This is a genomic window from Kitasatospora sp. NBC_00070 (assembly GCF_045041205.1).
GTDB lineage: Bacteria > Actinomycetota > Actinomycetes > Streptomycetales > Streptomycetaceae > Kitasatospora.
Map to the genome: position 1 here is coordinate 6,694,488 of NZ_CP108247.1, position 17,855 is coordinate 6,712,342.

Annotated in this window: 12 protein-coding genes and 1 pseudogene; 5 read left to right on the forward strand and 8 right to left on the reverse strand. The window is 73.3% G+C overall.

Features of this window, described 5'->3' with window-relative positions:
* Positions 1–23 precede the first annotated feature (23 nt).
* A complete protein-coding gene (locus OHV05_RS30460; protein ID WP_405020525.1) occupies positions 24–1,028 on the forward strand; it encodes a serine hydrolase domain-containing protein in 1,005 nt (334 codons plus the stop codon).
* A gap of 12 nt (positions 1,029–1,040) precedes the next feature.
* Here the strand turns inward: OHV05_RS30460 and OHV05_RS30465 are convergent, their stop codons facing one another.
* Together OHV05_RS30465 and OHV05_RS30470 are read right to left on the reverse strand one after the other, a co-directional pair.
* Positions 1,041–1,481 (reverse strand): NUDIX hydrolase, encoded by a 441-nt coding sequence (locus OHV05_RS30465; protein WP_403031309.1) that lies wholly within the window; start codon positions 1,479–1,481, stop codon positions 1,041–1,043.
* Positions 1,482–1,493: 12 nt separating this feature from the next.
* Positions 1,494–2,975 carry an SDR family NAD(P)-dependent oxidoreductase gene (locus OHV05_RS30470; RefSeq protein WP_405020526.1) on the reverse strand — a complete coding sequence of 494 codons (1,482 nt, stop codon included), beginning with the start codon at positions 2,973–2,975 and terminating at the stop codon, positions 1,494–1,496.
* Positions 2,976–3,153: 178 nt separating this feature from the next.
* Here OHV05_RS30470 and OHV05_RS30475 point away from each other — a divergent pair, with 178 nt between their 5' ends.
* The 4 genes and pseudogenes from OHV05_RS30475 (at position 3,154) to OHV05_RS30490 (ending at position 12,176) form a co-directional block, all read left to right on the forward strand.
* The gene (locus OHV05_RS30475; protein WP_405020527.1) at positions 3,154–3,897 is read left to right on the forward strand and encodes a class I SAM-dependent methyltransferase; all 744 of its coding nucleotides are present in this window, start codon (positions 3,154–3,156) and stop codon (positions 3,895–3,897) included.
* Positions 3,898–4,006: 109 nt separating this feature from the next.
* Positions 4,007–9,751: a DUF5979 domain-containing protein gene (locus OHV05_RS30480; RefSeq protein WP_405020528.1), complete on the forward strand. Its 5,745-nt coding sequence runs from the start codon at positions 4,007–4,009 to the stop codon at positions 9,749–9,751.
* Between the two features lie 364 nt (positions 9,752–10,115).
* Positions 10,116–11,531, forward strand: a pseudogene (locus OHV05_RS30485) (chitinase); the annotation flags it as partial.
* 240 nt (positions 11,532–11,771) lie between these two features.
* The gene (locus tag OHV05_RS30490) at positions 11,772–12,176 is read left to right on the forward strand and encodes a carbohydrate binding domain-containing protein (RefSeq protein ID WP_405021581.1); all 405 of its coding nucleotides are present in this window, start codon (positions 11,772–11,774) and stop codon (positions 12,174–12,176) included.
* Positions 12,177–12,240: 64 nt separating this feature from the next.
* Here OHV05_RS30490 and OHV05_RS30495 read toward each other — a convergent pair whose 3' ends face one another.
* The 6 genes from OHV05_RS30495 to OHV05_RS30520 all read right to left on the reverse strand — a co-directional run bounded on the left by OHV05_RS30495 (position 12,241) and on the right by OHV05_RS30520 (position 17,768).
* The gene (locus tag OHV05_RS30495; protein WP_405021582.1) at positions 12,241–12,966 is read right to left on the reverse strand and encodes a DUF1295 domain-containing protein; all 726 of its coding nucleotides are present in this window, start codon (positions 12,964–12,966) and stop codon (positions 12,241–12,243) included.
* A gap of 50 nt (positions 12,967–13,016) precedes the next feature.
* The gene (locus OHV05_RS30500) at positions 13,017–14,303 is read right to left on the reverse strand and encodes a class I SAM-dependent methyltransferase (RefSeq protein WP_405020529.1); all 1,287 of its coding nucleotides are present in this window, start codon (positions 14,301–14,303) and stop codon (positions 13,017–13,019) included.
* Positions 14,300–15,025: a DUF1365 domain-containing protein gene (locus OHV05_RS30505; protein WP_405020530.1), complete on the reverse strand. Its 726-nt coding sequence runs from the start codon at positions 15,023–15,025 to the stop codon at positions 14,300–14,302. Before OHV05_RS30505 ends, OHV05_RS30500 begins: the two co-directional genes overlap by 4 nt.
* On the reverse strand, positions 15,022–16,344 hold the full coding sequence (locus OHV05_RS30510) for an NAD(P)/FAD-dependent oxidoreductase (protein ID WP_405020531.1): 1,323 nt from the start codon (positions 16,342–16,344) through the stop codon (positions 15,022–15,024). Before OHV05_RS30510 ends, OHV05_RS30505 begins: the two co-directional genes overlap by 4 nt.
* 96 nt (positions 16,345–16,440) lie before the next feature.
* Entirely contained in the window at positions 16,441–17,187 is a 747-nt protein-coding gene (locus OHV05_RS30515; protein ID WP_405020532.1) for an anti-sigma factor domain-containing protein, read from the reverse strand.
* The gene (locus OHV05_RS30520) at positions 17,184–17,768 is read right to left on the reverse strand and encodes a sigma-70 family RNA polymerase sigma factor (protein WP_403031287.1); all 585 of its coding nucleotides are present in this window, start codon (positions 17,766–17,768) and stop codon (positions 17,184–17,186) included. Before OHV05_RS30520 ends, OHV05_RS30515 begins: the two co-directional genes overlap by 4 nt.
* Between the last annotated feature and the right edge of the window lie 87 nt (positions 17,769–17,855).

The window sequence follows — 17,855 nt, forward strand, 5'->3', positions numbered from 1 at the left end:
TGCACGGCACTAGCCTGGTCCGCATGGTGGATCTGGGTGGGGCAGTGCAGCGGACGGCGGACCAACTGGCCGAGGGCCGGGCCGGGGTGGTGGTGGCCGCACTGGCCGACGGTGCCGCGGAGCTCCGGGCGGCCGGGGTGGCGACGGTCGACACCGTCTTCGAACTCGGCTCGGTCAGCAAGGTGTTCACCTCGCTGGCACTGGCCGCGCTGGTCACCGAGGGCCTGGTCGAGCTGGACCAGCCGCTGGCCGAGCTGCTCCCGGAGGCTGCCGGGCTGCAGCGCAACGGCATACCGGTGACCCTGCGTCAGCTCGCCCAGCACACCTCGGGGCTGCCCCGGCTGCCGCACGGCATGCTGCTCCCGGCCCTGTTCAGCCCGGGCCGCCCCGATCCGTACGCCCGGCTCACCGAGCCGGTGCTGCTCGGCACCCTGCGGCGGACCAGGCCGGGCGCGGTGCCGGGCAGCCGGTTCCGCTACTCCAACCTCGGTGCGGGGCTGCTCGGCCTGGCGCTGGCCCGGCGGGCGGGCACCGACTACGAGGGGCTGATCGCCGGCCGGATCACCGGTCCGCTGGGCCTGGCCGACACCGCCGTCACCCCGGCCGACCCGAGCCGGCTGGCCCAGGGGCACAACGGCGGAGGCCGCCCGGTGCCGGGCTGGAACCTCGCCGCCCTCGCGGGCGCGGGCGGGCTGCGGGGCACGGCGGGCGACCTGGTCGACTTCCTCCGGGCCCAACTGGAGCCGGAGCAGAGCCCGTTGGCGGCGGCGATCGCGCTCAGCCGGACCCCGGAGCACCGGCTGAACCCGTTCTCCTGGATCCACCTGGGCTGGATGGGCCAGCGGCTGCACCCGCGGCAGGGCGGACACCTCCAGCTCTGGCACAACGGCGCCACCGGCGGCTTCGCGTCCTTCGTCGGCTTCGACCCGGAGCGCGGCACCGGGGTGGCGGTGCTCAGCAGCACCCAGCGTTCGGTGGACAGCGCGGGCGGGGCGCTGCTGACCGAGCTCTCGACGGCGGTCGGCTGAGCAGGCCGGGAGTCAGGACGTGCGGTAGCGCCAAGTGCCGGGCGGGGCCTGGTAGTCGGGCAGCCAGCTGGCCAGTACCTGGGCCGACGGGTAGAACATCGGCTCCGGCAGCGCGTCCACCGGCACCCGCTCCCAGCCCGCGCAGGCGTGCGGCTCGGTGACCAGCGCGGGCAGGTCGCACGGCGGGGCCAGCACGGCGGCGGTCAGCCGGGCGTGGCCGAGCCCGTGGTCCAGCAGGACGGCGAGCACCCGCATCCGCTCGGCCGGCAGCACGATGCCGGTCTCCTCGGCCAACTCCCGGGCGGCGGCCTGCTCGAAGGACTCGCCCGGGTGGTCCACCTTGCCGCCGGGCAGGCTCCAGGTGGGTGGCTCGCCGGGCGTGATCCGCCGGCCGATCAGCACCCGGCCGTCGGTGCTCGGCACGATCACGCCCGCTCCCAGCAGTGGCGCCACGGCGGTCAACTCCTACCAGGGGGAAGGGGCGTAGTCCTTGAGGAAGCAACCGTACAGGTCCTCGCCCAGCTCGCCGCGGACGATCGGGTCGTAGACCCGGGCGGCGCCGTCGACCAGGTCGAGCGGGGCGTGGAAGCCCTCCTCGGCCAGTCGCATCTTGTCCGGGTGCGGGCGCTCGTCGGTGATCCAGCCGGTGTCCACGGCGGTCATCAGGATGCCGTCGGTCTCCAGCATCTCCTTGGCGCTGGTCCGGGTGAGCATGTTGAGCGCGGCCTTGGCCATGTTGGTGTGCGGGTGGCCGGCGCCCTTGTAGCCGCGGCTGAACTGGCCCTCCATGGCGGAGACGTTCACCACGTACTTGCGCCGTGCCCGGGACGCCGCCATCGCCGGGCGGAGCTTGCTGACCAGGATGAACGGGGCGGTGGAGTTGCAGAGTTGGACCTCCAGCAGCTCGATCGGGTCGACCTCGCTGACGGTCTGCACCCAGCTGTTGGAGTCGTGCAGGTCGGGCACCAGGCCGCCGGCGTCGATCGCGGTGCCGGCGGCGATCCGCTCCACCGAGGCGGAGCCGCTGACCAGGGCCAGCGCGGTGACGTCCTCGGCGCTGATCAGCTCACGGTGGCCGCCCTGGCCGGGCAGTGCGGGGCGGTCCACGCTGCCGCTGCCGAAGCTGCCGATCACGGTGGCGCTGGGCAGCTCACCGGCGGGCAGCGGGGCGTTCTCGGCCAGCACCAGCTCGCGGTAGGCGGCGGGGGAGCGGCGCACGGTCTGCGCGGCGTTGTTGATCAGGATGTCCAGCGGCCCGTCGGCGGCCACCTCGTCGGCGAGCGCGACCACCTGGGCCGGGTCGCGCAGGTCGATGCCGACGATCTTCAGCCGGTGCAGCCAGTCGGCGCTGTCCGGCATCGCCTTGAAGCGGCGGATCGCGTCGTTGGGGAAGCGGGTGGTGATCGTGGTGTGCGCGCCGTCCCGCAGCAGCCGCAGCGCGATGTACATCCCGATCTTGGCCCGGCCGCCGGTGAGCAGCGCCCGACGGCCCGTCAGGTCGGCGTGGGCGTCCCGGCGGGCCCGGTTGTCCTTCGCGCAGGACGGGCAGAGCTGGTGGTAGAACGCGTCCACCTCGCTGTAGCGCTGCTTGCAGGTGTAGCAGGAGCGCGGGCGCTCCAGTATCCCGGCGATCTCGGTCGTGGTGACGGTGGTGAGGCCGAAGGCGCCGGCCGTCTCGTCGTCGATCCGGCCCGGCGCACCGGTCGCGGTGGCGGCCGTCACGGCGCGGTCGTGCGCGGTCTTCCGGGCCCGGGTCTCCTGGCGGCGGCGCTGCTTGAGGGTGCGGAACACCCCGCCGACGGCCTGCCGGACGGTGATCGCGTCCGGGTGGTCGACGTCCAGCCGGTCCAGTTCGGCGAGCACGCTGAGGCAGAGCTCCAGCCGCTCGGGGTCGATGCCCGGGCCGTACTCGATCTGCTCTTCGGTGCCTTGGGTCTCGCCCGCCATTACCGCACTGCTTCCTCTGCCGCCCTGCCTGGTCACCCAGGAACTCTACGGAGTGCGGAGCGGGCGGCCAAACCTCGGCCGAAAGTAATGCTCTCGACGTACTTGTGCCGGTTACCGACCGCTCCCTAAGCTGAGTAATAGACGGAAGGCCATTGAGAGCATTACCGAGGGAGTGGGCATGAACGAATGGAACGCCTGGCAGCGCAGCTGGGACCGCCAGCAGGAGTGGTACCTGGCCGACCGTGAGGAACGGTTCCGGGTGATGCTCGACCTGGTCGAGGCGGTGGCCGGGCCGGCGCCCCGGGTGCTGGACCTGGCCTGCGGTACGGGCAGCATCAGCGAGCGGCTGTTCGCCCGGATCCCCGGGGCGGTGAGCGTCGGGGTGGATCTCGACCCGGCGCTGCTCACCATCGCGCGCGGCCACTTCGCGGGGGAGCGGCGGCTCACCCTGGTCACCGCCGACCTGCGCGACCCGCAGTGGGCGGCCGCGCTCCCCGAAGGCCGGTACGACGCCGTGCTGACCGCCACCGCGCTGCACTGGCTGGGCACCGACGATCTGCTCCGGCTCTACGGCGACCTCGCCGGGCTGGTCCGCCCGGGCGGCCTGTTCCTGAACGCGGACCACACCCCCGAGCCGGACATCCCGCTGCTGCGCGCCGCCGACGAGGAGTTCCAGCAGGGCCGCCGTGAGCGCGAGTCGGCCGAGGGGGTGCTCGACTGGCAGGGGTGGTGGGCCGCCGCGGCCGCCGACCCGCTGCTCGCCGAGTCGGTGGCGGCCCGCTCCGCCGTCTACCGCGACCACAAGGACGGGGACGTGTACCCGGCCGCCTGGCATACCGCCCGGCTCCGGGAGGCGGGCTTCCGCGAGGCGGGGGTGGCCTGGCGCTCGGTGAGTGACTCGCTGGTGGCGGCGGTCCGCTGAGTCCGGCCGTTGCGCCGTCAGGGCGGCATCCGGGAGCGCCTCGCACGCGGTGATCATATCTGTACTTAGTGTGACGGACTGTCAGGGTCGGTCGAGGTACGGAGTGACTGTGGGCTCTCTCATCGGTGCGGGGCGCTACCGGATGCCGGGAGCGGTGGCCGTCACGGCGGTGCTGGCGCTGGCGGCCACCCTGCTCGGGGTTCCACCGGCGGTGGCGGCCGGCCCGGTGATGACGCTGAGCAAAGGGGTGGAAGGGGCGCCCGACCCGCTGGTGCCGGGGTCGGCCTTCTCGTACAAGCTCACCCTGTCCTGCTCCTCGCTCAGCGTCTCGTGCGTCAACGCCCACATCGAGGACGTGCTGCCGGCCGAGTTCGACCTGACCGCGCTGCCGCCCTCCACCCCGACCCAGCAGGTCAGCTACGACCCGGCCACCCGCAAGCTGCGGATCGACTTCCTCAGCCCGCTCGCCGCCCCGCCCAACCCGGCCGGCTCCGTCGGCCTGCCCGCCGGGACCACGGCGGACGTCTCGATCGGCATGCGGGTCCCGGCCACCGGGCCGCTGGAGGACGGCGACTCGGTCACCAACACCGCGACGGCCTCCGCCGACAACGCCAGCCAGGTGATCGGCAGTGTCACCCAGACCGTCACCGTCGCGAAGCTCCTGGACGCCAAGGCCGCCAAGTCCTGGCAGCCGGGCTCCGACGTGGCCCAGAGCGACGGCGTCTCCACCGTCACCCTCGGCGCCGCCAACACCTCGGCCAGCGTGGACGGGGTGAGCCGGCTGGACGTGCAGGACGACAGCGCCGCCGTGTACGAGAACTTCGACCTGGTCTCGCTCGGCCCGGTCACCCGGATGCCGACCGGGGCGGACCGGGTCACCGTCCTGGTGTGCACCAAGCCGCCCGGCAGCCGGTGCGCGGAGAGCGAGTGGGTGCGCGGCACCGCCACCCCGGGCCCCGACCTGACCCTGCCCGCCGGGGTGACGGCCGGTCAGGTCACCGGTGTGCGCTTCGAGTTCACCAACTCCACCGGCAGCACCCTGCCGTACGACGCCACCGGCGGCACCGTGCCGATGCAGGTGAAGCTGCGCCGTACCGAGCGCACCAGCGGCGCCCCGATCAACCCGGCCACCCGCAAGACGGTGGCCAACTGCGCCGACTCGGCCGTCAAGGACGCCGGCAGCCGGTTCACCATCATCGGCGTGCCCGCGTGCGCGGACCACGACATCCTGCCCAACGTCGCCACGGTGGACCTGAACAAGAGCTTCTTCCCCGACAACCGGGGCGACTTCACCCAGAACGGCACCGCCGTGCGCGGCGAGAACTCCGGCGTCACCGCCCAGTTGGCCGGCACCAACAGCTCCCCGTTCGCGGTCTCCACCCTGACCATCACCGAGCCCTCCGACTCCGCGGCCGCCGAGTTCGACAAGTTCGACGCGGACAAGCTGAAGGCCGAGTTCCCGGCCGGGGCCACCAGCGCCGTGCTGACCGTGGTCTGCCGGGACGGCAGCACCCCGGCCCCGGTCAACCTGGCCAACCCGCCCGCCAGTCAGGTGCTCGCCACCACGGGCTGCCCGGCGGGCAGCCCGCCGAAGCGGATCTCGGTCACCTACCGGGGCGAGCAGGGCGGAGCAGGAACCATCCGGCCGGGCGCCACCGGCAAGTTGAGCGTGCACGGCACCCTGAACGCCAAGGTCACCGCCGAGGACACCAAGGACGGCGTTCGGGACTGCGCCGACGGTGCCGCCACCAACCCCGCCAACGGCTCCGGCTCCGCCGCCGTGACCGCCTGCGCCGACCTCAAGGTGCAGGAGCGCGACCCGTCCGGGAACGGCTTCAAGTCCTCCTCCTGGACCGAGATCCCGCCTGGCCAGAACCTCGACTTCAGCCTCGGGTACACCAACTACGGCAACATCACCCAGCCCAACGTGCAGATCACCGACCCGGCCGACCCGACCGCCGCGGGCAACCCGTTCGACCAGTTGGAGATCGTCGCGGTCGGCAGCGACGCCAGCCCCAGCACCCTGCACCCGGAGCTCCAGCTCTACGACCCCACGGTGAAAGCCTGGGTGGCCTACGTCCCGCCGGACACCGCCCTGCTGGCCCGCTCCAAGGGCGTCCGGCTGACCGAACCGGACGGCGTCCCGCCGTCGGGCTTCATCCGGGCCACCGTCACCGTCCGGCTCCGCCCCGGCATCACCTCGGGCACGCTGAAGAACTGCGCCATCGTCACCCTCGACGGTGCCTCGGGCGGCAGCCCGAGCTGCTCGCCGGACGTCGCGGTCAAGCCCGCCAAGGCGGCCGCCTCGCTGCAGAAGACGCTCTCGCCGGCCACCGTGCTGCGCCCGACCACCGGGGTGGCCGCCCAGGACGTCACCGTCCGGCTGACCACCCTCAACACCGGGAACGTGGGCCTGAAGAGACTGCTCGTCACCGACGTGGACCAGGACTTCTTCGACGCCGTCACGGTGACCCGGATCGCCGGGGTGACCTTCCCGAACGGGGCGGACCGGGTCCAGGTCGACGTCTGCACCACCGGTTGCGCCAGTGCGCCACCGGTGTTCGTCGACGGCACGCCCACCGGCAGCACCACGCCCGGCTTCCCGGCCGGGGTGGACCCGGCCGCGATCCAGGGCCTGCGGGTCACCTTCACCTCCTCCACCGGCGGGTACGGCATCCTGCCCGCCACCGCGCCGCCGACCTGGGGCGACTGCCCCGGCAGCAGCGTCTGCCTGGTGGTCCAGCCGCGCAGCGGACTGCGCTCCGCCCCGGCCACCCCGATCCCCGACCTGTTGGAGAACACCGCGACCGCGGCGGGGGAGAGCACCCTCCAGTCACCGGGCGGCACTTTCCCGATCCCCGACAGCACCGCCTCGCTGAGCGTCAGCGAGGGCACCAACCTGATCCGGGTGGAGAAGGAACCGGCCTCCACCGTGCTCAGCCCCGGCTCGGTCGCGCCGTTCAACCTGCACGTCAGGAACACCGGCACCGCGCCGGTGCCCGACCTGGTGGTGGTCGACGAGATCCCGGCCGGGCTGCGCTTCGACGACACCTTCCAGGGTGACCAGGGCCGCCCGTACACCCTGCGCTACACGCTGCCGCCCGGCGGCTCCGAGCCGACCGGGGTCCGGTTCGAGCCGGTCCGGGACGCGGACGGACGGATCGTCAAACTGGTCTGGCGGTTCACGGGGTGGACGTTCTACCCGGGCAGTGAGGTCGTCGTCGGCTATCAGGTCAAGCTGAACGGCGGCGTCGCGGCGGGCACCACCATCACCAACGTGTTCGGCGCCGGTTCGGACACCGTGCCCAAGGTGAACTGCGATCCGGACTCGCCCCGGCTCGGCACCGCGGTCGACGACCCGCGCTACGGCACCGGGACCTTCTGCACCTCCTCCGCCCAGGTCACCTCGCGCTCCGGGGTCTCGTTCGACGCGGCGAAGTGGGTCACCGGAGATCCCTCGCTCGGCTACCAGGACGCCAACACCGGGACGCCGATCCCGGCCGGGGACCCGCGCTGCCCCGAACTGACCGTCAGCGGGACGGTTTTCACCCGCTACCCGTGCACCGCACTGACCCGGCCCGGGCAGAACTTCTCCTTCCTGATCCGGATCGAGAACGTCGGCACCGAGCCCGCCAAGTCGCTGCAACTGCTGGACGTCTTCCCGGCTCCCAAGGACACCGGCGTCCTGCTCGGTGACGAGCCCCGGGGCACCCAGTGGGACACCATCCCGACCCTGAGCGGCCCGGTCGGCTACACCGGAGCCGGCACCGCGAACATCACCTACACCACCACCGGCAACCCGTGCGGGCGCAAGGTGGCCACCCCCAACCGGGCGTGCGCGGCGGCCTCCTGGGGGAGCGGACGGGACCGGGCCACCGCGTTCGAGGGGGACGTCACCTTCCCCGACGGGATGGCACCCGGAGCCGCGGTCTTCTTCACCCTGCCGTTCCAGGCCCCGGCCGACCTGACCGTGCCCGGCTACGCCTCGGTGGCGTGGAACTCCTTCGCGCACACCGAGACCGTCACCGTCGGCGGCACCACCACGGTGCTGCCGGTGACCGAACCGCCCAAGGCGGGGATCGGCCTGGTCTTCGGCAACGTCCGGATTCTGAAGAAGGTGCTCGACCCGCCGGACGGCGTCAAGATCGGCCCGTTCCGGCTGGCCTACTCCTGCCTGCTCACCACGGCCGCCGGTGAGAACGTCGAAGTCCGGTCCGGCGGGGCCGCGTTCAGCGGGGACCGGCCGTTCGAGCTCGGCGGTGTCCCGGCCGGGGCGGTCTGCCGGTTCTGGGAGACCGAGTCGGCGGGCGCGCAGAGCGCCCAGCAGGGCGAGGCCAACGCGATCGTGGTCACGGTCAGGCCGGCCGCCGGCGCCACGGTGTGGCAGGAGGGGCAGATCGTCAACCAGTACCCGCGCCGGGACCTGGTGATCGCCAAGCGGGTGACCGGGGAGGGTGCCGCGAGCTTCGGCCAGGGGCCGTTCAAGGTCACCGTGAACTGCACCTTCAACGGGGCCGTGCTGCCGGGCTTCCCGCAGGAGCTGATCTTCACCGGTGACGGCTCGCAGGCCGTCACCGACCTGCCGCAGGGCAGCCGGTGCCGGGCCCGGGAGACCGACCAGGGCGGGGCCACCCGGGTCCGCTACGAACTCATCCGCTCCGACCGGGTCGACACCGAGCCCGCGCCGGACACCGACAGCGTGCCCGCCCCGGCGCCGGCGCCGAACGGAACCGCCGCCACCATCATCATCACCAACGAGTTCGCGGTCGGCTCACTGGTGGTGACCAAGAAGGTCACCGGCGCGGGCGGCGGGCTCGCCCCGGGGCCCTTCCGGTTCAAGATCGCCTGTAGCTTCGACGGCCGGGCCGACGTGGTGGTCCGGGAGCTCGAACTCACCGGCCCCGACCGGCTCTCCGGGCAACTGGACGGCCTGCCGGTGGGCGCGGTCTGCGAGGTGACCGAGACCGGGAACGGCGGCGCCGACACGCCTGCGGAGCCGGTCCGGAACGTCGTGATCAAGGAGGGGGCGACCGACCTGGCCACCGCCGAGCTGGTCAACGTCTTCCAGGCCGGGCGCCTGACCCTGGCCAAGGTCCTCACCGGCCCGCTCGCCCAGGCCGGTTACCTCAAGGAGGCCGTCTTCGAGCTGCACGTGATCTGCCGCCGCGACGGCCGCGACGTGCTCAACCGTACGGTGCCCGTACGGGCCTCCGCCCCGGTCGTGCTGCCCGAGCTGCTGCTCACCGGCACCCGCTGCTGGGCCGGTGAACTCGCGAGCGGGGCAAGTGCGGTGACCATCTCGCACCCGGACGAGCAGCACGCCGCCGAGGTCACCGCCGGGGCCGTCGACCTGACCGTGACGGCCACCAACGAGTACCGGCCGGCGGCGCTCGCCCTGCTCAAGCAGACCACCGGGCCCGGTGCGGGGGCCGTCGCGGACCGGGAGTTCGCGGTCGAGCTGAGCTGCCGGCTGGTCACCGCCCCCGGGGCCGACCCGATCCTGCTGGTGGACCGTCGGCGGTACCTGCTCCGGCCCGGACAGGCCCGACCGGTGGACGACCTGCCGGAGCCGCTGCCGCAGGGCGCCGAGTGCTGGCTGACCGAACCGGACAGCGGTGGCGCCGATTCGAGCACCGTCGACCACGGTGACCCGGCGCACGCCCTGCTGCTGGCCGGCTCCGCCGAGGGGCGGATCACCGCCACCAACCAGTTCGGCAGCACCCCGCCGCCCCGGCCGCCGCGTCCGCCCCGTCCGCTGCCGGACACCGGCAGTGACCAACGCCCTTGGGCGCTCGGCTCGGTGGGCCTGCTGCTGCTCGGCCTGGCGTCCCGCCTGGTGAGCCGCCGACGCTGACCCCGGAGTCGTGGCCGACGGACCGTCCCTGACGGTCCGTCGGCCTTCCGCTGTCCGAAGGTAGTGGGCCGGCCAAGGGTCGGTAAAGGCTTTGGTGACGAACTATTAGGACTCTTGACAGACAGGTGGTCTAGTCCAACGATAAGCGTTGTCCATCCGACCGGGATGCGCTGTGGGGGTGTGAATCCGGCCGGCGGGGCTTGCCCTGCCCAACTCCCGACCACCCCCGACCCGTACGGCGACCGTGCTCCCCGCACCGCCGTTCCCGCCCCGGTACCCCTGGCGCGGGCGTTTCGCCACGGCCTCGGCCGAGGCTGCACACGTGGTACCAACCACCAACGTCCACCCGTCTGTTGGAGAACCCATGCGCCTACGTAGACCTGCCCAGGCCGTTGTGGCCGCCTTTGCGACGCTGGCCGCGTCGGCCGGCCTGATGACGGTGGGCACCGCCACCGCCCAGGCCGCGACCCCGCTGCCGACCCGGATCTTCGCCCCGTACTTCGAGGCCTGGACCGGTGCCAGCCCGGCCGCGCTGGCCGCGCAGTCCGGTGCCAAGAACCTGACCCTGGCCTTCCTGCAGACCGCCTCGAAGGGCTCCTGCACGCCGCTGTGGAACGGCGACGCGTCGATGCCGGTCTCCTCGGCGACCTTCGGCGCCGACATCGCCACCATCCGCGCCAACGGCGGGGACGTCATCCCCTCGTTCGGCGGCTACACGGCGGACAACACCGGCACCGAACTCGCGGACAGCTGCACCGACGTGAACCAGATCGCGGCGGCCTTCGAGAAGGTCATCACGACCTACGAGATCAGCCGGATCGACCTGGACATCGAGGACAACTCGCTGACCAACAGCGGTGGCATCGACCGCCGGAACAAGGCGATCAAGCTGGTCCAGGACTGGGCGGCGGCCAACGGCCGGTCGATCCAGTTCTCGTACACGCTGCCGACCACCACCCAGGGCCTGGCCGACAACGGGCTGAACGTCCTGCGGAACGCGATCGCCAACAACGCGCGGATCGACGTCGTGAACCAGATGACGTTCGACTACTACGACAACGCCGCGCACAACATGGCGACCGACACCCAGACCGCCACCACCGGCCTGTACAACCAGCTGGCCCAGCTCTACCCGACCCGGACCCCGGCGCAGCTCTGGGGCTCGATCGGCATCATCGAGATGATCGGCATCGACGACTTCGGTCCGGCCGAGACCTTCACCGTGGCGAACGCCACCACGGTCTACAACTGGGCGCTCTCCAAGGGCGTCAACACGCTCTCGTTCTGGGCGCTCCAGCGTGACAACGGCGGCTGCGTCGGCACGGCGGGCTCCGACAGCTGCTCCGGCATCAGCCAGGGCACCTGGGACTTCAGCCGGATCTTCGCGCCGTACACCAGCGGGACCACCACCCCGGTGAACGACTTCTCGGTGACCGCCGCCCCGACGGCCGGTTCGGTGGTGGCGGGCTCCGCCACCACCGCCGCCATCTCGACCGCCGTGACCTCGGGTTCGGCGCAGAGTCTGGCGTTGACGGTGACGGGTGCTCCGGCGGGGGTCTCGGCCTCGGTCAACCCCGGTACGGTGAACGCCGGTTCGGGTGCGACGCTGTCGGTCTCCACGACGGCGGCCACCGTGCCCGGTAGCTACCCGCTGACGGTGAAGGCCACCGGTGCCTCGGGCAGCCACACCACCACCTTCACCCTGACCGTGACCGGCACCCAGCCGGGCAACGACTTCTCGCTCGCCGTCAGCCCGGCGGCCGGTTCGGTGGTGGCGGGTTCGGCCGCCACCGCGGCGCTCTCGACGGCGGTCACCTCGGGTTCGGCGCAGAGCTTGGCGTTGACCGTGACGGGTGCTCCGGCGGGGGTCACGGCTTCGGTCAACCCCGGTACGGTGAACGCCGGTTCGGGTGCGACGCTGTCGGTCTCGACCACGGCGGCCACCGTGCCCGGTAGCTACCCGCTGACGGTGAAGGCCACCGGTGCCTCGGGCAGCCACACCGCCACCTACACCCTGACCGTGACCGGCACCGGTAACCCGACCGGGCTGGTCAACGGCGGCCTGGAGACCGGCAGCCTGGCCCCGTGGACCTGCCAGACCGGCGGCGCGGTGGTGAGCACCCCGGCCCACGGCGGTACCCACGCCCTGCTGGCGGCCGCGACCGCCTCGCAGACCGGCCAGTGCGGCCAGACCGTCACGCTGGCCCCCAACACCAGCTACACGCTGTCCGGTTGGGTCCAGGGCAACTACTCCTACCTCGGCGTCAGCGGCGGCGCGACGGCCAGCACCTGGACCCCGGGTTCCAGCAGCTGGACCAAGCTCACCGTCCCGTTCACCACCGGCGCCTCGGGCACCGTCACGGTCTACCTGCACGGCTGGTACGGCCAGGGCAGCGTCTACGGTGACGACTTCTCGATCGCCTGATCCCCACCCGCACGAACGGAGGCCCGGCCGTCGGCACCTCGCCGACGGCCGGGCCTCCGGTGCGTCAACTCCGGTGCGGCGGACGGGGGAAGAAGCCACTGGTGCGGGCGGCGTACTCGGCCCAGCCCGGCTTGCCCGCGCTGCCGCGTTCGGCCATCGGCTTGCCGCTGCCGTACGCGAGCAACCAGTTCATCAGCAGCGGGCTCAGCACGGTCGCCCAGCCGAGCGGCCGGTCGGCCACCAGCAGGAAGAGGCCCCACCAGACGCAGGCGTCGCCGAAGTAGTTCGGGTGCCTGGTCCAGGACCACAGGCCCTCGGTCATCAACCGCCCCCGGTTGGCGGGGTCCGCCCTGAACACGGCCAACTGCCGGTCGCCGACGGTCTCGAAGACCAACCCGAGGGTCCAGAGTGCGACGGCCGCGACGGCGAGCGGGCCGAGCCGGTCCGGCAGGTACTGGGCGACCTGGACCGGCAGCGAGACGAACCACAGGAGGCCGGCCTGGAGCAGGTAGACCTTGCGCAGGGCGTACCAGGGGCCCGGCTTACGGGCCAGCATCCGGGCGTACCTCGGGTCCTCCGGGGCGCCCCGGGAGCGCCAGCCGATGTGACCGGACAGCCGCAGGCCCCAGGCCGTCACCAAGGCGGTCGCCAACAGCCGCCGCCCGTCGTCCCCGTGGCCGGCCGAGAGCCCGTACCCGGTGAGGGCGACCGCGACGAAGGCCAGGCCCCAGGCGACGTCCACACCCCGGTGCCGGCCCGTCCGGACCCCGATCGCGAAGGCGGCCAGCATCACCGCCAGCGCCGCGCCGGCGGTGGCGAGCAGGTTCGGCAGGAACGGGTTCACCGGCCGCCCTCCCGGGTCAGCAGCAGCTGGCGCACGTCCAGGTAGCCGGTACGGAACCCGGCCTCGGAGTAGGCGAGGTAGAGCTCCCACATCCGCTGGAAGACCGGATCGAAGCCGAGGGCCGTCACCTCCTCGGTGCGGGTGGTGAAACGTTCCCGCCAGAGCCGCAGGGTCTCGGCGTAGTGCCCGCCGTAGCCCCGGTCCGCCGTCAGCCGCAGGCCGGAGTGGCGGGCGGCGGCCTGGGCGAGGCCCTCGGTGGAGGGGATCTGGCCACCGGGGAAGATGTACTTGAGGATCCAGGTGTAGGTGTCGGTGGTGGCCAGCATCCGCCGGTGCGGCATGGTGATCGACTGCAACGCGACCCGGCCGCCGGGCGCGAGCACCCGGTCCAGGGTGGCGAAGTACGCGGGCCAGTACGCCCGGCCGACCGCCTCGATCATCTCGACGCTGACCACGGCGTCGTAACTGCCCTCCGCGGACCGGTAGTCGCAGAGCCTGACCTCGGCCCGGTCGGCCAGGCCCGCCTCGGCGATCCGGCGGCGGGCCAGGTCGAGCTGCTCGGCGGAGAGGGTGAGACTGACCACCCGGGCGCCCCGCCGGGCCGCCCGCAGGGCCAACTCGCCCCAGCCGGTGCCGATCTCCAGCACCGTCCGGCCGGGGCCGACCCGGGCCAGGTCGAGCAGCCGGTCGATCTTGCGGTGCTGGGCGCCGGGCAGTGCGGCCCAGTCGGCCAGCGGGGCGCCGCTCGCCAGATCGGTCGGGAACAGCGCGGACGAGTAGCTCATGGTCCGGTCGAGGAAGAGCGCGAACAGCTCGTTGGAGAGGTCGTAGTGGCGCTGGATGTTGCGCCGGGTGTGCTGGGCGCCGCCGCGCTCGGTGGCCGGCGGCCGCTGGACGTACAGCCTGCGCAGCCAGGCGGTGCCCGGCGGCACCCAGGCGGCCGGGTCGACGGCCAGCGCCGTCAGCAGCGCGACCAGGTCGGGGGAGTCCCAGTCGCCCGCCTGGTAGGACTCGCCGAAGCCGATCAGGCCGCCTGCGCCGATCCGCCGCAGGAAGTCCTGCGGCCGGTGCAGGCGCAGCACCGGAGCGTTGGCCGGAGCGGCCACCAACAGCTGCCCGCCCGGGAGTTCGACCCGGACGCCGAACCGGCGGGAGAGCCGGGCGAGCAGCTTGGCGGCGACGGCGGCCCGCAGGGGCGCGACCGGCACCCGGGCCACGTCCGGCCAGCGGGCGGGGTCGACGCCCCGGAAGGGTGCGGTGGTCGGGTCGGCCACGGAAGTCACGACGGCGGTACCTCTCTGCGGTGGACGGGCAGGCCGCGCAGCAGCAGCCGGATGCCCTGGTAGCGGATGTGCAGGCTGACGGCGAAGGTCATGAACGGGTGGCGCAGGACGGCCGAGAGCAGCGACCGCGCGGTCGCCGGGCGCCGTCGGCCGCGCACCGTGGCGGTGAACGCCCGGCCGCCGGGCCGGTCGAGATGGATGGTCAGGTCCAACCGGTCGGCCGGCTCGGGCAGCCGCATCCGGTAGTCCCCGTCGACCGGGAAGAACGGTGAGACGTAGAACTCCTTCGCCGTCCCGGCCTGACCCGGCCGCAGCAGGTAACGGTGCTGCCCGCCGTAGGTGTTGTGCACCTCGGCCACGGTGCAGAGCGGCCGGCCCTCGGCGTCCCGGCACCAGTAGACCGTGAGCGGGTTGAAGACGTGGCCCAGCGAACGGGCCTGGGTGAGCATCAGGACCCGGCCCGCGCCGAGCCGGACGCCCTCCCCGGCCAGGTACCGGTCGAGGTTCTGACGCAGGCTCAGCCCGGGAGCGCCGGGGTGGTCGGCGGCGCGGAACCGCGCCAGCGGGCGGAGCACGGCCGGCACCGGCGGCAGCCGGTCCAGGTCGACCAGCCAGAGGCAGGTCCGGTGGGCGAAGGCGTGCCGCAGCGGGGTGCGCCGGACATGGGTGATCCGGCTCTCGTACAGTGCCGCGCCCCAGGGGCCCGGCAGAGCGGTGGTCACACCGGCACCCCCAGCACGTTGCGGGCGGCCCGGACGCCGGAGCGGCAGCCGTCCTCGTGGAAGCCCCAGCCGTGGTACGCCCCGGCGAACGCCGTGCGGCCGACCGAGAGTTCGGGCAGCCGGCGCTGGGCGGCGACGGTGGCGGCGGTGTAGACGGGGTGCTCGTACACCGTCCGGGAGATCACGTGCTCGGCGGCCACCGGGCGGTACCGGTCGTCGTTGAGGGTGACCAGGTAGTCCTCGGCGGTGTCCAGGCCGAGCAGCCGGTTCAGGTGGTAGCTGACCTGGACCTGGTCGGCGGCGCCGTGGCAGTCGGCCATCAGGTAGTTCCAGGAGCCCCGGGCCCAGGCGGCCTGCGGCAGCCGGGAGGCGTCCCGGTGCAGCACGGTGGGGTTGCGGGAGTACCGGAAGGCGCCCAGCACCTCGGTCTCGGCGGGCGTCGGGTCGGCCAGCAGCCGCAGGGCCTGGTCGCCGTGGGTGGCCACCACCACCGCGTCGGCCGGGTGGCGGCGCCCGTCCTCGGTGGTGACGGTGACTCCGTCCGGGTGCCGGTGCACCGCGCGGACCGGTGCCGACCGGTGCACGGTGGGGAGCCGGTCCGCGATCCGGCGGACGTAGGTCTGCGAACCGCCGACCACCGTCCGCCAGGTGGGGGAGCCGGTGACGCCGAGCATGCCGTGGTTGTCCAGGAAGGCGAACAGATAGCGCGCGGGATAGTCGCCCGCCAGGTCCGGAGCGCAGGACCAGACGGCGGCCACCACCGGGGTCATGAAGTGGCTGACGAAGTACGCCGAGAAGTTCCCGTCGGCCAGGAACCGGCGCAGCGAGGGTTCGCCCGCGTCCGGGTCGGCGAGCAGCCGCCGGGCCCGCCGGTGGAAGCGCGGGACCTCGGCCAGCATCCGCAGGTAACGGCCGTGCAGGACGGAGTTCGGCCGGGCCAGCAGACCGGCGGGTCCGCGTGCCCCGGCGTACTCCAGGCCGCAGCCCTCGCAGCGGACGGACATGCTCATCTCGCTGTCCCCGGTCTGCACGCCGAGCTCGCGGAACAGCCGGGTCAGCTCCGGGTAGGTGCGTTCGTTGTGCACCAGGAAGCCGGTGTCCAGGGCGAGTTCGCGTCCGTCGCGGGCGGTGGCCCGCTGGGTGTGCGCGTGCCCGCCGAGCCGGGCGTCCGCCTCGAACAGCTCCACCTCGGCGCCGGCCCGGCGCAGCTCGTACGCCGCGGTCAGGCCGGCCACCCCGGCCCCGATCACCGCCACCCGGCGGCCGCCGGGGCCGGACCGGTGAGCGGTGTTGGTCGAGGTGGTTCCGGTGTCGGTCACTGGGGCCCTCCGAGGCTCCGAAGTACTGGTGTTCATCAGTACTTCGGAGCCCGGGGCGGAGCGGATTGCTCCGAACGGGGAGCGGCCGGACGGCTGTCAGGTGAACGGCAGCAGCAGCACGGGCGCCCCGCTCGGCCGGCTCGACCCGCCGGCCGGCTCGACCGTCACGCCGACCCCGCCGGCCCCGCCGATCGCGCCGTCCAGCAGCAGCGCACCGTCGGTGGTCGGCATCAGCCCGGCCGGCCGCATGGTGCCCGCGTCGTCGAACCAGAGCTCGTAGGTGCTCCCGGCCGGCAGCGCCGGCATCCCGGCGGCCAGGAAGGCGGCCTGCCCCCGGCTCTGCGACCAGACCACGGTGCCCACGCCGGAGCCGGCGGCAGCGGTGCTGGTACGGGCGTCCGGAGCGGTGAGCAGTGACTCGAAGCCGGCCTGCCGCTCCTGGAGCCGGGTCGCCTGGGTCCTGGCCTGCTCGGCCCGGTCGTGCTGCTGCACGGCGACCCCGCCGAGCAGGACGGCGGCGGCCAGCGAGGCGGCCAGGGCCAGTCGGGGCAGCACCCGCCCGAACCGGCCGGGGCGGCGTCCGGCGTCCGCTCCCGGGGCGGCGTGCGGCGGATGCTGACGGACCGTGGGGAGCTGGGCCAGCACCCGCTGCCTCAGCGCCGGCGGCGGCGCCACCGCTTCGGCCGCGCCCAGCCGGGCCAGCGTGGCGGCGAACTCGGCGACCTCCTGCGCGCAGGACGGGCAGGCCGCCAGATGCCGTTCGAACTCGGCGCGTTCGCGCTCGTCCAGTGCGTGCGCGGCGTACGCGCCGGTGAACGTGTGCAGATCGGGCGCGATGGTCATGTGCCCACCCCCAGGCAGTCACGCAGGCGGATGAGGCCGTCCCGCATCCGGGTCTTCACGGTACCCAGCGGCAGTGCGAGCAGCTCCGCCACCTCGGGGTAGCTGTACCCCCGGTAGTACGCCAGGGTGACCGACTCCCGCTGGAGTTCGGTCAGCGACCTGAGGCAGCGTCGGACCTGCTCGCGCTCCAGCCGGCCCTCGACCTGCTCGGCCACCTCGTCGAAGACCGGGGTGTGCGAGCGGGCGGCGACCTTCTGCTCCCGGTCGCTGGCGGCCTGTACGGAACGCACCCGGTCCACCGCCCGGCGGTGGGCCATCGTCAGCACCCAGGGCAGCACCTCGCCGCGCTCGGGCTGGTAGCGGGCGGCGTTCCGCCAGAGGTCGAGCATCACCTCCTGGGTCACCTCCTCGGACTGCGCCGGATCCCGCAGCACCCTTCGGACCAGTCCGAAGACCGGCCCGGCGACCGCGTCGTAGAGCCGGCCGAACGCGTCCTGGTCACCGAAGGCGGCCTTGGCGACCAGCTCCCGGAGATCGGGGCCGCGCCGCTGGGGACCGGAGAGCTGGACGACACTGCTCACCTGGCCACCTCCCGGCCGAGCTGCGGGCCGACGTGGGGCATGCGGTTACCTCCAGAGCTGCCGACGGGCCATCCCGTCGGTCGTGCG

Excerpts from the sequence above, each read along its gene's own strand:
- OHV05_RS30460 (WP_405020525.1), top strand. The coding sequence starts at position 24 with ATGGTGGATCTGGGTGGGGCAGTGCAGCGGACGGCGGACCAACTGGCC.
- OHV05_RS30470 (WP_405020526.1), bottom strand. The coding sequence starts at position 2,975 with ATGGCGGGCGAGACCCAAGGCACCGAAGAGCAGATCGAGTACGGCCCG.
- OHV05_RS30475 (WP_405020527.1), top strand. The coding sequence starts at position 3,154 with ATGAACGAATGGAACGCCTGGCAGCGCAGCTGGGACCGCCAGCAGGAG.
- OHV05_RS30495 (WP_405021582.1), bottom strand. The coding sequence starts at position 12,966 with ATGCTGGCCGCCTTCGCGATCGGGGTCCGGACGGGCCGGCACCGGGGT.
- OHV05_RS30515 (WP_405020532.1), bottom strand. The coding sequence starts at position 17,187 with ATGACCATCGCGCCCGATCTGCACACGTTCACCGGCGCGTACGCCGCG.